The sequence below is a fragment of the uncultured Veillonella sp. genome (assembly GCF_900545795.1).
Classification (GTDB): Bacteria; Bacillota; Negativicutes; order Veillonellales; family Veillonellaceae; genus Veillonella_A.
Genome location: NZ_URAR01000001.1, coordinates 332,738 through 350,623 on the forward strand (window position 1 = coordinate 332,738; position 17,886 = coordinate 350,623).

Consider the following 17,886-nt stretch of genomic DNA (forward strand, 5'->3'; position numbering starts at 1 on the left):
CTACCTATTTAAATAGAATAACTAGTAAAAGAAGTAATATACGTTCTAAAAGGATAGGTTCTAAAGGGAAGCTTTTTAAAGAGATACAATCTAATTCGATAAAATATAACCAATCTAAAAAAGAGTGAGAACGTATTTATAAGAGAAAAAACATATTATATATTATAAGAGAGAGAACATATCATAAAGGAGAGATTCATGCATACTATTACTAAGGCCATACCTAGTGGCACCATAGCAGCCATTCCTGCTAAGGCTCATGCGCACCGTGCCCTTATTGCCGCCACTCTAAGCAAAGAAACTTCCACATTACTCATATCTTTATATTCTAAAGATATTGATGCCACAATCAATTCATTACGTGGCTTAGGGGCAACGATTGAAAAAACAGCTACGGGTGTTACTGTAATTCCTAGAAACTATTCACTAGGAAGTGCTTCTAAAGTAACTCTTTCTGAAGTAGAGACTACCGAAGAAAATACTGCTGAAGCAAATCCAGCCAAAGCAAATACGTCTGTACCTAGTTCATCAGAATTACTTGCAGAATCTCCTACAGCCTATATTGATGCTCACGAATCTGGTACAACCCTCCGCTTACTCCTACCTGTAGGTGCCACTTTGGCCTCAGAGGTAATAGTAAAAGCTGCTGGCCGCTTGCCAGATCGCCCCTTGGAACCCTTAAAAAGTCAAATGGAAGCTCATGGTGTTCATTTTTCTAAGCCTAAGCCACCTTTTACTATGTCTGGACGATTACAAGGTGGCCAATTTGAACTAGCCGGCCATATTAGCAGTCAATTTTTCTCCGGCCTCCTTCTGGCGGCACCACAAACAAGTATAGAAACTACAGTTCATAGCACTACACCACTGCAATCTAGAGACTATGTAGAACTGACCATAAAAGTAATGCAAGACTTTGGCATCTCTGTAATATCTACTGATGATAGCTTTACAGTACCAGCCGGAGCTACTTATGTAGGCCAAAATAAATATCCTATCGAGGGCGATTGGTCCAATAGTGCCATTTGGCTTGTAGCCGCAGCCTTAACTGGTCAAGCATTAACAATTACTGGTTTACAACCAGACTCAGTACAAGCAGACCGCCGTATTATAGACGTAATAAAAAGCTCCGGTGCTCAAATACATTGGGAAACACTTCAAACCACAGCACAAACCGCAGCACAAGATAAAGCTTCTGAGCAAGTAAAGAGCGTTAACCAATCTGTAAACCTAACATCTAATAGTACTTATATTACAGAGCATCATTTACATTGCGAAGGACGAGCTACTAAGCCTTTATCTGTTGACTTAGAGCAGATGCCAGACTTATTGCCAGTACTAGCCGCTTTAGCCTGTGGCATTAAAGGAAAAAGTGAATTCCTACATGGTGCTCGCCTACGACTAAAAGAATCTGATCGCTTAGAAGCGGTTACGAATCTCGTCAATGACCTAGGTGGTACAGCCTACTGTGAAGGCGATAATCTATACATCGAAGGTACCGGCTCCTTGCAAGGTGGACAAGGGGACTGTCAAAATGATCATCGCCTCGTTATGGCTGGCACCTTAATGGCCCTTATTAGCGAGCAATCAGTAACACTTAAAGATAGCGAAGCTATCACAAAATCCTATCCCTTATTTTTTGAACACTGGAATCAGTTAGGAGGAGAGGCCCATGAGCTCTAATTTTGGACATGATTTAACTGTCTCTGTATTTGGTGCATCCCACGGTCAAGCCATCGGTGCCGTTATCGATGGACTACCATGCGGTGAAGCCATTGACCTTGAAGCACTTACGGCCTTTATGAAACGCCGTGCTCCAGGACAAAGTATTATTGCAACACAGCGCAAAGAAGCTGACACCCCAGTATTTATGGCTGGCTTAGTAAATGGCAAACTCAGTGGCTCACCACTAGCCTTTTACATTGAAAATACAAATCAACGCTCCGGTGATTACAACAATTTACGCGACGTGCCACGCCCTTCTCATGCTGATTATACAGCTCGCGTGCGCTATGGCGATTATGTAGATCTACGCGGAGGCGGTCATTTCTCAGGTCGCCTTACGGCTCCCTTATGCTGTGCAGGTAGCATTGCCATCCAATTATTAGCAGCTAAAGGAATCCAAGTAGGCTCTCATCTTCGCCAAATAGGACATGTTAAAGATACCCCTGTAGATTACGTAAATCCAGATATGAAGGCACTCCATAAGGCAGGACACGAAACCTTGGCTATGGTGGACAATCATGCAAGACTTAGCGCTATTACTTATATTGACGAACTTCGCCAAGCCGGCAATTCCACTGGTGGTATTGTTGAGCTTTTTGCTACAGGCCTTCCGGTAGGCATTGGCAACCCAAACTTTGATGGCATCGAAAATCGCTTAGCTAAGGCAATCTTTGGCATTCCTGGTGTAAAAGGTGTATCCTTTGGCAGTGGCTTTGATGGCTGTGTACAAACTGGAGCCGAACAAAATGACCCATTCCGCATTGATAATGGTACGATTCATACGACCAGCAATAATAGTGGCGGCATCCAAGGCGGCATTACTAATGGCATGCCTTTAGTATTACAAGTAGGTCTAAAGCCAACCGCTTCAATTTCACTACATCAAGACAGTATTAGCTTCTCGGAAGAACATAATGTAGACTTGCAGATTAAAGGCCGTCACGACCCTTGCATTGCAGTCCGTGCCGTTCCTGTAGTGGAAGCTGTAGCAGCCCTAGTTTTATTAGACTTTCTATTGCCACAATATAAACATCTTCCCAATGCAGTGTGTTCTAATGAAAAGGAAAGGTCTCTATGAGTTCATGTAAAAAAACAACAGATGCACCCAGTCACATGAATCAAGTTACAGCTTCTATTCAATCAGACCAGAACCTCCTAAAACAGGATGCCCTATTTGGCCTCTTAGGGAAAACTTTAGGGCATAGTTACTCCCCCTTGATTCATAACGCTTTGGGCAACCCTAACTATAGTCTCTTTGAAAAACAACCGGAAGAGCTTGCAGACTTTTTTAATACACCGAATCTTCAAGGTTTAAATATAACAATTCCATACAAAGTAAACGCCCTTCATGCATGTCAAGAAGTTTCAGCTATCGCTAAGCGAATCGGCTGTGTCAATACGATGGTACGTCGCCAAGCAGGTTGGTATGGCCATAATACTGACTATGACGGCTTCGTATTCATGCTAAAAGAAGCTAATATTACTATTAAACAGCGCAAGGTAATTATTTTAGGTGATGGAGCCACATCCCATACAGTGCACTTAGCCTTAGAGGACTTAGGTGCGCGCGAAATTATCCACCTATCCCGTCGCCAAGCTCCCTATTATAGCGATGCCTATGCAGTTGGAAGCGATGCCCATGTACTCATCAATACTACGCCGGTGGGCATGTATCCTCATTGCCCAGAATCACTTGTAAATTTAGATGATTTCCCTCACCTAACCGCAGTCGTCGATGTAGTCTATAATCCTTATCGCACAAATCTTTTAATAGAAGCGGAAAAACGAGGTCTCCTCTATTCAGATGGCCTTCCTATGCTAGTGGGCCAAGCTGTAGCGGCTGCACAACTTTTTATGGAAACTCAGATTGCTGATGAAGTAGCCTCAGAACTAATCAAAACAATTCGTCATGATCAAGAAAATATTATATTAATTGGCATGCCTGGCGTGGGCAAAACAACAGTTGGGTCTCAATTGGCTAAAGCATTGAATCGTCCTTTAGTAGATTGTGATGCCATCTTTGAAGAACATTATGGAAATCCATCTGAATATATTAAAGAACATAGTGAAGCTGATTTTAGAGCTAAAGAGACTGAGCTTTTGCAATCTATTACAAAACAAACAGGTCTCATTATATCCACTGGGGGTGGCGTAATTACCCAACCAGAAAATTATCCCATGCTGCGTCAAAATGGAAGAATGTATTGGCTCCGCCGTCCTTTAGAAACACTTGATACTACAGGGCGCATTCTCTCAACCGGGGGCTTAGAACGCTTGCAATCACTCTATGAAAAGCGCCAGCCTCTTTATACGCAATTTGCCCAAGTCATCATTGATTATACCACACCAGAAGATGGTGTAAAACAAATTTACGAAGACTTCCAAAATCACTATTCCAAATAATAAGGAGATTCTTATGCATATTCTAATCCTCAATGGCCCTAATATAAATCTATTGGGTTTGCGGGAGCCAGACATTTATGGTAGTACAACCTATGAAGACTTAGTCACTTCACTCCAACAAGAGGCTACAGAGCGAGGCATTACAGTGAGCTTCTATCAAAGTAATCATGAGGGACAACTAATTGATCGAATTCAGGAAGCCCGCTTTGATACTGATGCGATTATCATCAATCCGGCAGCCTACACACATACGTCGATAGCTATTTTAGATGCCCTAAAAGCCATTAATCTACCCACTGTAGAAGTGCATATCTCGAATCCATTAGAGCGAGAACCCTTCCGCCATCATTCCTTTGTCAGTGAATATGCAGAAAAGACTATTATGGGACAAGGTCTAAAAGGCTATACGCAAGCTCTAGACTATTTAGCCCATACCTACCAATAAGCTTATATGCGAAACTTTTATATGCTCTCTATATAAAATAATTTTCGCTCACATACTCTATGTCCATATAAAGGCTCTACATAATGAATATTTCATAAAAATTCAATAGCTAAAACGAAAAAATCAACAGCGCTTATCAAAAAGGCTCTGTTGATTTTTATTTGTATAATTAATATACAAATAATATTTATAATTTAACACAATGAGTAGCATTTAAGTAAACTAGTAAATACAAGTGTATACTCTCGCTGTATTTGAATTTACACTTTGTTAATCAAAAAATTTTATATACTTATGAATTTTCTATTGTTAAATCATTACCAGTTATGTATAATAATTTCATGTAAACTTCAACAGGTGTATTCCCTTTCATGACCAATGTAGTCAAGTAATTAACCTAAATAAAATTTATCGGGAGTATACGATTTGAGAATTCTTTATTAGGGAGAATAATTATGACTCAAAAACATACTTCACTGAAAAAACTTTCACTCGCTTTAGCTGTTGCTACTGTAACAGGCCTTATGACAACTACTACTTTTGCAGCTACTAATGTAGGTGGTACAGGCAATGGTGTAGCTTTTGGCGAAGGCGCTAAAGCTACGAAAAATACTGAAGGCTCCATTGCACTCGGTAACAATGCAAAAGCTGCCTATAATGGAAATATTGCTATTGGTAATAATGCTGAGCCAAGTGGTAATGATGCCATCGCCATTGGCACAGATGCCCACACAATAGCTGCCGGCAGTTCCATTGCAATTGGTAAAAATGCTGAAACTAAATGGGAACATAATATTGCGATGGGTACAGATTCCGTAGCCAGAGGTGAAGAAACTATTGCCATTGGTCATGCAACTAATTCAAATGGCACAGGCGCTGTTTCTATCGGTCTAAATAGTAAAGCCCAAGAAAAACAATCTGTTGCCTTAGGCTATGACTCAGTTGTTGAAAATAAAGCCACTGCTGGTATTGCCGTTGGCCATAAAGCTAATGTTAGTGGTAAATATGGCTTAGCAATGGGCGATGAAGCCATTTCCTCAGGAAACTATTCTGTAGCAATTGGCACTAATGCAAAAGCTGAAGGCACTAAATCCTTAGCCTTCGGTCACGGTGCTAATGCTGTATCTGACAACTCTGTTGCTTTAGGTAATGCTGCTTCTGCTAATGTAGCAGATACTAAAGCTGAAGAATCTTATCTAAGCAAAGAAGCTTATACTTCTGAAGAAGCTGGTGTTGTGTCCGTAGGTAATGCTGACTCTGATTTATATCGCCGTATTACAAATGTAGCTGGCGGTGCTGCTGACCACGATGCAGTAAATGTATTACAATTAAAATCTTTAGAATCCAATCTTAATGATAAAATTGAAAACTTAGATTCTACTAGCGCAACTATTGGTGGCAACACAACTATCAACGAAGGTGGTATCACTGTTACATCTCCTGAAACTGGCAATACTACAGTAATTAATGGAGACTCCGTTACCACAACAACAGTTAACGCTGACACAGTTAATGCCGGTACAGTAAACACTGACAAAGTAGTAGTAGGCGGTAATACATATATCACTAAAGATGGTATCGATGCTAATAACCAAACTATTAAAAATGTAGCGCCTGGCGTAAATGGCACAGATGCTGTTAATCTTGACCAATTAAACAGTGCTACTAGCTCCTTAAATTCCTCTATCAATCATTTAGAAACTAATGTTAAAAAAGTAGCTGCTGGCTCCGCTGCACTTGCTGCTTTACATCCATTAGATTTTGATTCTGATGACAAATTAACATTTGCTGTAGGTTTCGGTGCTTATAAAGGTGAACAAGCTGCTGCTATCGGTGCGTTCTACCGTCCAAATGATAACTTAATGTTCAGCGTTGGTACTGCTCTTGGTAACTCTGATAACCAATACAATGCGGGTCTTTCCTTCAAATTTGGCGATTCCTCTCCATACACTAATATGAGCAAAGCTGAAATGGTAACTAAAATCGAAACTCAAGGCAAAGAAATTGCAAGCTTAAACGATCGCTTAGCTAAATTAGAAGCTTTAATCGCTGCTAAATAATCTTTGCTCTTTCATACCATATAAAGCAAAATTAAAAATAAATAAAAAGAATGTCCGTAAATACTTAATTTACGGACATTCTTTTTTATTATCTCAATACCAACTGCGAAGAGTGCAACTAACTACTAACACTTCATCGTCTACAACATACTATATCGCAATATACAACTAGAGCTTATCTGAACCAGTTACTAGATTGCAATTGTCTGAAATGGTTGCAATATAGCAATTGTCTGATCTAGTTACAATAGTACAATTGTCTGAAACAGTTGTACTATTGCGATTATCTGAACTAGTTACAAGAGTACAATTGTCTGAAACAGTTATAATATAACGATTATCTGAATTAGTTACAATATAGCGATGGTTGTATTTTATATAATTGTAAGCTCTCTGCCAAAAATCAGAGTAGACTACGCTTTAGCGACCTTAAACTTGGCAATCATTTCATCAGCCACTTCCATGCAATCCCCTACAATGCCATAATCGCACACTTTAAATATAGCTGCTTCAGGGGCATTGTTTACAGCGATGATTAAATCAGAGCCAGTAATGCCTGCTGTATGTTGAATGGCACCAGAAATACCAAAAGCAATGTAAAGTTTAGGAGCAATCGTCTTACCCGTTTGCCCGATTTGACGACTTAACTCATACCAACCTTTTTCTACAATTGGACGCGTTACACCTAAAACGCCGCCCATCACTTCAGCCAATTCTTCCATTTTTTTGAAGTTCTGAGGATTGCCTACACCACGGCCGCCAGCGATGATAATTTCCGCCTCTTCAAGATTTACATCATTCTTATCAATATTAATCATTTCAACGAAACGATTGCGAATATCTGATATCTCAAGAGCTACCGTTTCTTGGCTAATCGTACCTTCACGGCCTTCTTGACGCTCAGGCATTTTAAACACATTAGGACGCACAGAACCCATTTGAGGGCGATGCTCTGGACAAATAATTTCAGCTAAAATATTCCCACCTAATGCAGGACGAGTCCAGTCAACTAAACGGTCTGCTTCATTTACTGATAAAATTGTACAGTCCGCCACTACACCATTCTTCATGCGACCAGAAATACGCGGTGCTAAGTCGCGACCATCATTTGTAGCCCCAATGAGGATAACATTTGGCTTATTATGAGCAAAGAAATCAGTAATAACCTTTGTATATCCATCTGTCGTATAACGAGCCAATAATGGATGCTCAAATACATGGACAAAATCTGAGCCATATTCAATCAAGCTTTGTGCTTCAGAGGCAATGGATTCGCCTAAAATTAAAGTATGCACATCTTCATTGAGCTGATCGGCAATAAGGCGGGCTTGCCCAATTAACTCATAAGTTACCTTGCGCACCTCACCATTGAAGCAGTCAGCGATTACATATACACCTTTGTAGTCTTCAAACATACTAATCCCTCCTTGCTCCTATAATAGCTCGCGCTTAGTTAATACATCCACAATTGTAGCCACTGACTCAGCAGTGCCATTAGTTAGCATCGTACCAGCTGAACGCATAGGAGGACTATATACTTTACGAACTCGAGTCGGCGACCCTTTAAGACCAAGTCTTGCTGGGTCAGTCGTCATATCATTAACCGTAATGCGATGAATCTCATACTCAAAGGCACGAATTGAGTTCAATAAGGTTGGATAGCGTGGCTCATTAAGCGATTTTACAGCGGTTACAAGCACGGGCATATCCGTATCTAATACTTCAAAACCTTCTTCATGCTCTCTATGAGTGCGCACAACGCCATCGCCAAGTATATTTAATTCACATACATAAGTAACTTGCGGAATCCCCATTTCTTCAGCAATCTGAGGACCTACTTGAGCTGTATCACCATCGATAGCCTGTTTACCGCAGAAAATAATATCAAATGGTTTGCCTTGTATTTCCTGAACTTTTTCAATGGCTTTCGCAATTGTATAGCTAGTCGCCAATGTATCAGCACCAGCAAATGCACGGTCAGTAATCAAATAGGCTTCATCAGCGCCCATAGATATACATTCACGCAATGCTACATCAGCCTGTGGAGGTCCCATAGTAATAACGGTTACACGCGTACCAGGATTTGCATCCTTCACCTTTAACGCAGCTTCCAAGGCATTCATATCAAATGGATTAACTATACTAGGTAAACCTGTACGAATGAGGGTATTCGTTTCAGGGTCCAATTTAATTTCCGATGTATCTGGCACCTGCTTAATACATACCAGTAATTCCATAATTTGCCTCCCTATTAACCTTGACGAAATTCTACACCCTTAGTGTCATCTGGATATTCCCATTTTGTTACGATCGTATGTCCACATAATACACGGCATGTACCACATTCTACGCAACCTGCATAGTCAAATGCTAATGTACCATCATCATTCAATGTATAAAGACCGGCTGGACAAGCATTTACCAGTTTCATCTTTTCCTTCATATCAGGATAGTCATGAATAATTTCAATATGAGGATGTCCTTCATTCACATAATATTTATTAACGCCTAATTTTTCTTCTAAATTTGTCATAGAGCGCGACCCCCTTTGAGCATATCAATGGCTAAATTAACTAAGCCCACGCCATTAGCCCGTTTAATGAGCTTAGGCACCAAGGATTTAGCGCCCTCACCATTAACAGTAAATACATCATGCATAATACCATTAACCATGGCTGGATATTTTTTGAAAATACGAGGATTGTTAAGGAATTCAGGGAAATAACGATAGTGTTTTAAATCTTTTCCAACAAAGCTATCATTAATTAAAATATCATAATAGCGCATAGCGCCAGCAGAATAATCATTTAACTTCTTAGCCTTAATGACCGCATCAGCAGCATACATGCCAGAGGCAATTGCAAAGTCCATACCGCGCACTGTATAGCCCATATTAATACAGAAACCTGCCGCATCGCCGACGATAGCAAAGCCATCACCACTTAAGGTTGTTACTGAATTATAACCTGCTTCAGGCACCATATGGCCACTGCGTTCCACAAGCTTGCCGCCCTTTAATAGGCGAGCAACCGTTGGATAGGCCATAAATTCATTCATCATATCATCAATAGTAGCATCAGATTCACCAATATGCTCTAGACCGACTACGATACCAAGGGATAGGGAATTTTTATTTGTATATAAGAATCCACCACCCATAAGGCCATGCGTAATATCGCCCATAAAGAGCCAGGATAAACCTTCATTATCGGTTAAACCTAAGCGCTCTTCTAACACGCCTTTATTGAAGGTATATACTTCTTTAGCACTTACAGCTACTTCACTAGCTGTAATCGGTGCACGAAGGCCAGCCCGTTCAGCCAATAACGAATTAACCCCATCAGCTAAAATCACCACATCTGCTTCCATCGTGTCTTGTCCACAACGAACGCCTATGACTTTTTTGCCTTCCATGAGAAGATCCGTAACTTGAATACGATTAACTACTACAGTACCTGCTTTAGCTGCTTCATCGACAAGCCATTTATCAAAAGTACTGCGAAGTACTACATAGGACTCATCCTTAGGCTCAGCTGGCTGCGCTTCGTACTCTACAGTGGTTGCCTTGCCGCCTTCTAAGATAGAAATCCGCTCTTTTGTAACCATTCGCTCTAATGGAGCTGTTTTTCGAAAATCAGGGATCAATTCTTCCAATGAATGGGTATAAATACGACCACCAGTCATATTTTTAGCCCCACCATAACTACCACGCTCAATCAAGAGCACTTTGACGCCAGCTTTGGCCATCCGATAAGCAGCTGCTGCGCCTGCCATACCGCCACCCACGACAATTGCTTCAAATCGTTTCATGCTTTACTCTCCTTAGATTATTAATATAATAAAATGGTGTTTAACAATCAAAGATAAATAAAAACTCAGAAATTTACTGCCTAATATATATATTCTTAGTGTATACTAAAAATACCTTCTTTGCATAGTATATATATTCTATAGTTATAGCTTAAGTCTTAAAAAAAGAGGACAGGTCATGACCTGTCCCTTTTTATATGTGAAATAATTCATGTTTTACTAATTAAATAGACCAAAAAGAGTCATGGAAGATAATTTTACGATACGTTTCAAATCGTAACCATTTATCATGCCAAGCACCATCATGGACTACCTCGTCCTGTGCCGATTCACTGAGGAATTGCGCAAGCTCCTGAGCTGTATTTACTTGAATGGCAAAGCCACGACCATTCACTACTGGCACATCATTGTATTCATAGGCTTCCAAGGCCTTTACATCTGCTAGTTTTCCTTCGCGCACTAATAGTGCCGCTTTATCGCGGACAACTAAAATATCAAAATTTGAAGGATAGGAATAACTAGCACCTTGTAATGGTAATTCATCTCCCAGTGTAAAGGTAGTGCGAGTTGGCCGAATTTTGTCCACCTTAAGGCCTTCTACATTATAATAGAATTCATCAAATACATCGCCGCGCGCTGTTATACCATTGCCTTCAAAAGTATGTTGCTCTGCCGCTGTACCAACGGCCTCCACTACACCACAAGCAGAAGTCATATTCGTGACGCGATTAATTAAGATGAGCTCGCCCATCGTCTTATGGCGACGGAATTCATCCATAACAACAGGCGCTTGGAAATGAAGTGTACAAAGAGCAATACCATTTTTAGTAAGCTCGGCAGTCGGTAGTTCAGCGCCCGTGTTCACATCAATTTGATACTGTATATCTGTCACTGTTCCTACCACTTGCTTAGTGCCAAGGCTCATTAAGTATTCCTGACCTGCTACTAATGGCTCATCATCCATCCAAAGAAGTTTCACACTAGCTGTTTGTGCCATACCAATGCCCGAATCTTTTACAAATACACTGCCCCGTGACACATCAATCTCACGGTCCAGCTGCAAAGTCAAGGGCTGACCAGGGCGTCCTATGTCCACAGTCTCAAAGCCGACCATTAAGGACTGCACTTTACCAGACTCACCACTAGGCAATACTGTGACTGTGTCGCCTACAGCAATTGTGCCAGCTTCTACTTGCCCTTGGAAACCGCGGAATGTATGATTCGGACGACATACCCTTTGCACAGGCATATAAAATCCATCTTCTGCCGTTCCCTTCGTATCCACCGTTTCTAAATAAGGCAAAATAGCTTGGCCCTTATACCATGGCATAGCCTCAGAGTACACCATAATATTATCACCTTCTGTAGCGGATACAGGAATCACAGTATATTGTTTTAATCCCACTTCTTTCGCAAGCTCTGCAATATCTTCTTCAATTTTACGGAATACATCTTCCTTATAACCAACAAGGTCCATTTTATTAACAGCAAACACAAAGGACTCAATGCCCATAAGCTCACAAATGCCTGCATGACGGCGCGTTTGCACTAAAATTCCCTGCGATGCATCCACTAAAATAATCGCCAAATCAGCAAAGGATGCACCAACTGCCATATTGCGTGTGTATTCTTCATGCCCCGGTGTATCAGCTACAATAAAGCTCCGATTATCGGTTGTAAAGTAGCGATATGCTACATCAATAGTAATCCCTTGTTCTCGTTCTGCCATAAGGCCATCAAGCAATAGGGAATAATCAATGGCACCGCCACGACTTCCCACCTTACTTTCTAGCTCTAAGGCTTTTTTCTGATCTGCATATAATAATTTTGCTTCATATAAAATATGGCCAATCAAAGTAGATTTGCCATCATCTACAGAGCCACAAGTAATAAATTTCAAAAGACCCTTCATTGCCTATCCTCTCTTTTCTCGTACTCATATGATGTTTTCAATTGCGACAATTTATAACTACTACTTCTATTGCTACTAAAGGCTTCGCAAGTCTCAATAAAGCTTGGCAAAACTAACTAAAAGCTCACTAAGGCAACTAAAATCTTTCACAAAACTGTCCATAAGTTTTGCCAACTAATTAAAATCTTGCAAACTTTCACCCTACGATAGCCTCGCCTAAAATAGATAGCATCTATCAATAGTTAGAAATAGCCTTCTCGTTTACGACGTTCCATGCTACCAGCCGCTTCATTGTCAATCACGCGAGTGGTGCGCTCCGATGAAACAGCGGATAGGGTTTCATCAATAATTTCATCCAAAGTAGTGGCCTCTGATTCTGTGCCACCAGTTAATGGATAACAGCCAAGAGTGCGGAAGCGAACTTTTTTATGCTCAATAGTCTCACCAGGAAGTAATTTAAAACGATTATCATCTACCATGATAAGATTGCCATCGCGATATACGACTGGGCGTTCAGCAGCAAAATATAAAGATACGATATCGATATTTTCTCGTTTAATATATTGCCAAATATCCTTTTCAGTCCAATTAGACAGAGGGAATACGCGGATACTTTCCCCTTTGTTGATTTTAGCATTATATAATTTCCACATTTCAGGCCGTTGATTCTTAGGGTCCCACCCATGGGAGGCATTGCGGAAAGAGAAAATGCGTTCCTTAGCACGCGATTTCTCTTCATCGCGGCGACCGCCCCCAAAGGCAGCCGTGAAACCATATTTATTTAGAGCCTGCTTTAAGGCTTGCGTTTTCATAATATCGGTATATGCTGCCCCATGGTCAAATGGATTGATGCCTTGTTTGACGCCGTCTTCATTGATATATTCCAACATATCAAGGCCAAACTTTTTCGCCGTTTCATCGCGGAAGCGAATCATCTCTTTAAACTTCCAAGTTGTATTTACATGTAAAAAAGGAAATGGTGGCTTTTCTGGATAAAATGCCTTGCGTGCTAAGTGAAGCATAACGGAACTATCCTTGCCAATAGAATAGAGCATAACAGGCTTTTCACATTGCGCTGCCACTTCGCGGATTATATATATGGCTTCCGCTTCTAATTCATCTAAATGGGAGTATTCACTCATTCTCTCTGCCTTCTTTCTCTCTCAATAATCAATCTAACGATTAATCCCTCTAATCATCACTTTTTGATTTTATTCTAATCTTAGTATCTCCGCATCATACAGAGTTTAATATTTATTTGACTCCTGAGCATTCACGTCGATAGTTTTAACTTTCCCATCAGCACCTTCATACTGCCAATGCCAAATAGTTCCTTCTCGGCGCGCCTTCATGGTACCAGCTAAGCCTCCCATATCGGGCCCTAAAAAGTACGCAATAGCTCCTACCGGACATTCCTTAATACAAGCCATACAGCCCCAGCAATCCTTTGGATACGCCATATAGGCCTTATGTTGTTCATTCATTTGTGGAAGGCTACCAGGACAAATATTAAGGCAGCGCTCACAACCTACACAGGCTTTCTGATCAATTCTGATGCTCATAATAGTCCTCCTTCACTAATGGACGTAATTGTATATTCACTTGCCCATCTACCATAGTGGAATTTACATAGCAAAGCCAATCATCACTTGTATCTGGATAGTCTAAATTCTCTGCAAAACTATGCCAACGAGTTTCCTCTCGAGCCCCTAAATGAGCAATGAGCACCAGACAAACAGTCAAGCGTTCTTTAAGCTCATATATGTACATTAACTCCTGCATAGAAGAAGCTTGAAGATTTGGGAATAAATTCTGTATTTCCTCAATCCGCTGTTTGGCTCTACCTAACTGTTTATTATTAAATCGATAATAGGAGCCAATGCCTCCAGCATAACTATCCATGGCACGTTGCATGGCCTCTTCTAATTGCTCCGTTGTAAAAAGGGCCATGTCTTTAGCGTCTTTAGTAACTTGAACATCTTTATTAACTTTGGAGCTACGTAAAAAATATTCATATTCCTCTATCTGAGCCTGTGCTTGTTTAATCGTCTTCTCACTAGGCAAGTTAGTCTCTAAAAGGGCCTTATTTTCCCGCAATACAGCCTCTGATACATCGGTTAGAGCAGAATCCCTACTAATTGCTTTGGCACTAATTGAGTCTGCACGAGTTGACTCAGTACTAATTGATTCAATACTAGTTGATTCAATACTAGTTGATTTAATGCTAGTTTGTTCTAACTGTTCATTAATGCGTTTAGCAACCGCCAAGCCTGCAATTTCACCTTCCGCCAAGGCGCCTGTAACATATTTTTGAGGACAACCACCGGCTACATCACCAGCAGCATATAAATTGTGAATTGTCGTTTCCCGATTCGTATCTACCCAATAGCCACTCGCTGTATGACCGCCTACAATATAAGGCTCTGTTCCTTCAATCTCAACATTTTGATCCTTTGGACCATAACCTGACTCGAGCCATTTTAATGTTTGACCTGGCGCCATATTTAAATAGGCCTTTAAAAGGTCCATATTTTGTTCACTTGTAATGCCTTCTGTAGCTAAATAACAAGGTCCTCGTCCATCTAATGTCTCCTTCACCGTGCCATAGAGACGTTGTGAAGTAGTTAAACCATATTTTGTTTCATACACTTCACCATGAGCATTCACTTGCTTTGCCCCTACACCTTGCGCAATGGTGCCCGTAGGAGCAATTGTATCCTTACAGCGAAGGGCAATAAAACGCATTTCAAAGGTTGTCATTTCAGCACCAGCATTGATACCCATGGCAAAACCAGCCCCTGTATTGAAGGGCGAATACCACATTTTATGACGAGAAAAACCTGGATTATTTGGTCGATACAAACCCGCTGCGCCACCTGTAGCACAGATTACATACGGTGCATAAATCTCATAAGCTATGCCCTCACGCATGGAAAAGCCCACAGCACCCTTAATCATACCGTCTTCCACTAAATAATCAGTCATTACTACATGTTCTAAAATATCTACATTATCTAGTGCCTGGGTGGCCTCCGCTAAAATAGGTTTAATATTTTCACCATTAATCTTAATATTGCGATTCCCACGGGCCATGTACTCGCCCTGTTCATCCTTTAAAATAACTAAACCTAAGTCTTCTAATGCTTTTGTTACACCATTAAGACGCTCACTCATAGTCAAAAGTAAATCTTGCCTTACGATGCCTGCTGCATCCTTAGTAGCATAGTCTACATAATCTTGCGGCTTGCGACCTTTTACAATATATGCGTTAAGCGCATTAACGCCAGCAGCTAAGCAACCACTACGGCGAATAGCTGCTTTCTCGGCGATTACAATATGGGCCTTACTCTCCTTGCGAATGGTTAGAGCAGCATAACAACCGGCTGTTCCCCCACCAATTATAAGCACATCTGTGTAAAGCCGTTTTCGTTTTAATCCCTTCATGAAAGTCTCCTTTTTTCTTTTCTCTTTCCCTAGTAACCTATAGTAAAAACCATTACTAAACCCAAGCTAAATATAGAATACTTGTCCTGGCTCTAATGCCTTATTCTTAGCAATATGCACATCACTATAACTACACAAGAAGAGGCGATAAATAAGCACCTGTACTTCTTCACCCACTTTAAATGAATCAGCCTCTATAGGATGGTCTACTTCGATAGTATGCTCACCAATTTTAATGCGCATACTCAATCGAGTACCACGGAATGTGACAGCTTCTACCAGACCTCTTTCTACGGCGCTTAAATTATCATGTACCGCATCAGCCTTGTATACAGCTACAAACTCAGGTCGAATAACAGCCCAATCAAAAGTCTCCTCTTTCTCAAACCCCTTTAATGTCTCATATTTCATGATAACGCTCGCCTTTCCCATAAAAGCAGCTACAAAAGGTGTTGCTGGCTCTCCATAAATAGCTTCAGGCGTTCCAAACTGTTCTACCCGTCCCGTATTGGTCACAATAATTCGATCGGCTAACTCAACGGCTTCTTCTTGGTCGTGAGTAACAAAAATACTCGTAATACCGGATTTTTTAATCGTCTCCTTCAACCATTGACGAAGCTCCTGCTTTACCTTAGCATCAATGGCCGCAAAAGGTTCGTCCAATAATAATACCTTTGGCCTAGGCGCCAATGCTCTAGCAAAAGCCACGCGCTGGCGCTGACCACCAGATAATTCCCCTGGATAACGTCCGCCTAAATCAGATAAGCCAATCAGTTCTGATAGCTCCTTCACACGAGCCTCTATCTTCTGTGGATCTTCCTTTTGCACGGTTAAACCAAAGGCAATATTGTCAAATACCGTCATATGCCGGAATAATGCGTAGTTTTGAAATACAAAGCCTATACCTCGCTTAGCTGGCACAATCTGATTCACTCGTTTGCCACCAATATAAATGTCACCTGCATCAGGATGCTCTAGACCTGCTAGCATGCGTAAAATCGTAGTTTTTCCGCTCCCACTAGGCCCTAGCAAGGCAATAATTTCGCCTTCTTTTATTTGAAAATTTACATCCTTAGAGGCTTCAAAATTGCCATAGGATTTATAAATATTATTCATTTCTACGGCTTGGATTCCACTCATCCAACCACCTAATCTCTCTTTTTTCTCTAAACTATGATTAACCTCTACTATGGCGATGCTCCACATAAGTTCTTACTATTAAAAGGCAAATAGATAAGAACACTAATAAAGAGGATGCTGCAAAGGCCGCTGTAATACTATCACCAGTAGCAGATAAATACAGTGCATCAATTTCCAAAGGCAAAGTAAAGGTACTTCCTCTAGCCTTTGAAAGGGCGCTAACAGCACCAAATTCTCCCAAGGCTCTAGCCGAGCAAAGCAACACACCATATAAAAAGCCCCATTTAATCTGTGGAAAGGTAATCTTCCAAAATACAGTTAAACCAGAAGCGCCCATTAAAACAGCCGCTTCCTCCTCTTCTCGTCCATGAGTATGCATAATCGCAATAACTTCCCGAAATACAAAGGGCAAAGTAACAAAAATAGTAGCTAAAAATACCCCCGGAAGGGCAAAGACTACGCGCCAATTGGTGCCAAGCCATTGATTGATAGTATCGATTATGCCATAACCCCAACCAATGCGACCAAAAACCATGATAAAGGCTAAGCCAGCAATAACGGGTGATACGGAAAAGGGTATATCAATCAATGTCATTAACAGCTGCTTTCCTTTAAAATCAAATTTGCCAATAGCATAGGCTGCACATAATCCAAATAGACTGCTCACTATGACTGCCACTAAGGCAGCGCCTAAGGTTAAACCTAAAGCACTAAGCACATATTTGGTAGTAACCGCCTTAACATAGAAAGCTATTCCTTGTTGAAAGGAACTAACTAAGACAGTCATTAAAGGTAGTACTAGCATGACTAGAACAAATAAAACGCCTAGCGTAATAAGCAGGTACTCCATAAGTCGCGATTCCTTCGAACCATTCCATGCTGTTTCATCTGTTTTAGCCTGACTCTGGTTAATCGATGCCGCCATTACTTTATCTTCATATTTTGCCATC

Annotated in this window: 15 protein-coding genes; 5 read left to right on the top strand and 10 right to left on the bottom strand. The window is 40.8% G+C overall.

The features are described from left to right. Window positions 1-198: 198 nt before the first annotated feature. The 5 genes from QZR90_RS01345 (at window position 199) to QZR90_RS01365 (ending at window position 6,630) form a co-directional block, all read left to right on the top strand. On the top strand, window positions 199-1,680 hold the full coding sequence (locus QZR90_RS01345; protein WP_295787924.1) for a 3-phosphoshikimate 1-carboxyvinyltransferase: 1,482 nt from the start codon (window positions 199-201) through the stop codon (window positions 1,678-1,680). Continuing rightward, window positions 1,670-2,800 (top strand): chorismate synthase, encoded by a 1,131-nt coding sequence (aroC, locus tag QZR90_RS01350; protein ID WP_295787925.1) that lies wholly within the window; start codon window positions 1,670-1,672, stop codon window positions 2,798-2,800. Before QZR90_RS01345 ends, aroC begins: the two co-directional genes overlap by 11 nt. Next, window positions 2,797-4,125 carry a shikimate kinase gene (locus QZR90_RS01355; protein WP_295787927.1) on the top strand — a complete coding sequence of 443 codons (1,329 nt, stop codon included), beginning with the start codon at window positions 2,797-2,799 and terminating at the stop codon, window positions 4,123-4,125. The genes aroC and QZR90_RS01355 overlap by 4 nt, the downstream gene beginning before the upstream one ends. Window positions 4,126-4,138: 13 nt before the next feature. Then, complete coding sequence (aroQ, locus tag QZR90_RS01360) at window positions 4,139-4,570, top strand: type II 3-dehydroquinate dehydratase (protein WP_295787928.1); 432 nt, start codon at window positions 4,139-4,141, stop codon at window positions 4,568-4,570. A 455-nt stretch (window positions 4,571-5,025) separates the two neighbouring features. After that, window positions 5,026-6,630: a YadA-like family protein gene (locus tag QZR90_RS01365; RefSeq protein WP_295787930.1), complete on the top strand. Its 1,605-nt coding sequence runs from the start codon at window positions 5,026-5,028 to the stop codon at window positions 6,628-6,630. A 413-nt stretch (window positions 6,631-7,043) separates the two neighbouring features. Here QZR90_RS01365 and QZR90_RS01370 read toward each other — a convergent pair whose 3' ends face one another. The 10 genes from QZR90_RS01370 to QZR90_RS01415 form a co-directional block, all read right to left on the bottom strand. Continuing rightward, complete coding sequence (locus QZR90_RS01370; RefSeq protein WP_295787932.1) at window positions 7,044-8,045, bottom strand: electron transfer flavoprotein subunit alpha/FixB family protein; 1,002 nt, start codon at window positions 8,043-8,045, stop codon at window positions 7,044-7,046. Window positions 8,046-8,063: 18 nt separating this feature from the next. Beyond that, the gene (locus QZR90_RS01375) at window positions 8,064-8,867 is read right to left on the bottom strand and encodes an electron transfer flavoprotein subunit beta/FixA family protein (protein WP_295787933.1); all 804 of its coding nucleotides are present in this window, start codon (window positions 8,865-8,867) and stop codon (window positions 8,064-8,066) included. A 14-nt stretch (window positions 8,868-8,881) separates the two neighbouring features. After that, window positions 8,882-9,163 carry a ferredoxin family protein gene (locus QZR90_RS01380; RefSeq protein WP_295787935.1) on the bottom strand — a complete coding sequence of 94 codons (282 nt, stop codon included), beginning with the start codon at window positions 9,161-9,163 and terminating at the stop codon, window positions 8,882-8,884. Further along, window positions 9,160-10,440 (bottom strand): FAD-dependent oxidoreductase, encoded by a 1,281-nt coding sequence (locus QZR90_RS01385; protein WP_295787937.1) that lies wholly within the window; start codon window positions 10,438-10,440, stop codon window positions 9,160-9,162. Before QZR90_RS01385 ends, QZR90_RS01380 begins: the two co-directional genes overlap by 4 nt. A 223-nt stretch (window positions 10,441-10,663) precedes the next feature. After that, entirely contained in the window at window positions 10,664-12,352 is a 1,689-nt protein-coding gene (locus QZR90_RS01390; protein WP_295787939.1) for a sulfate adenylyltransferase subunit 1, read from the bottom strand. Window positions 12,353-12,594: 242 nt separating this feature from the next. Continuing rightward, window positions 12,595-13,494 carry a sulfate adenylyltransferase subunit CysD gene (gene cysD / locus QZR90_RS01395; protein WP_295787940.1) on the bottom strand — a complete coding sequence of 300 codons (900 nt, stop codon included), beginning with the start codon at window positions 13,492-13,494 and terminating at the stop codon, window positions 12,595-12,597. A gap of 105 nt (window positions 13,495-13,599) precedes the next feature. Further along, window positions 13,600-13,914, bottom strand: coding sequence for a ferredoxin family protein (locus tag QZR90_RS01400; protein ID WP_295787942.1), 315 nt, complete (start codon window positions 13,912-13,914; stop codon window positions 13,600-13,602). Then, a complete protein-coding gene (locus tag QZR90_RS01405) occupies window positions 13,898-15,796 on the bottom strand; it encodes an adenylyl-sulfate reductase subunit alpha (protein ID WP_295787944.1) in 1,899 nt (632 codons plus the stop codon). Before QZR90_RS01405 ends, QZR90_RS01400 begins: the two co-directional genes overlap by 17 nt. Before the next feature lie 66 nt (window positions 15,797-15,862). After that, window positions 15,863-16,936 carry an ABC transporter ATP-binding protein gene (locus QZR90_RS01410; RefSeq protein ID WP_295787946.1) on the bottom strand — a complete coding sequence of 358 codons (1,074 nt, stop codon included), beginning with the start codon at window positions 16,934-16,936 and terminating at the stop codon, window positions 15,863-15,865. A 37-nt stretch (window positions 16,937-16,973) separates the two neighbouring features. Then, on the bottom strand, window positions 16,974-17,885 hold the full coding sequence (locus QZR90_RS01415; RefSeq protein ID WP_295787948.1) for a sulfate ABC transporter permease: 912 nt from the start codon (window positions 17,883-17,885) through the stop codon (window positions 16,974-16,976). Between the last annotated feature and the right edge of the window lies 1 nt (window position 17,886).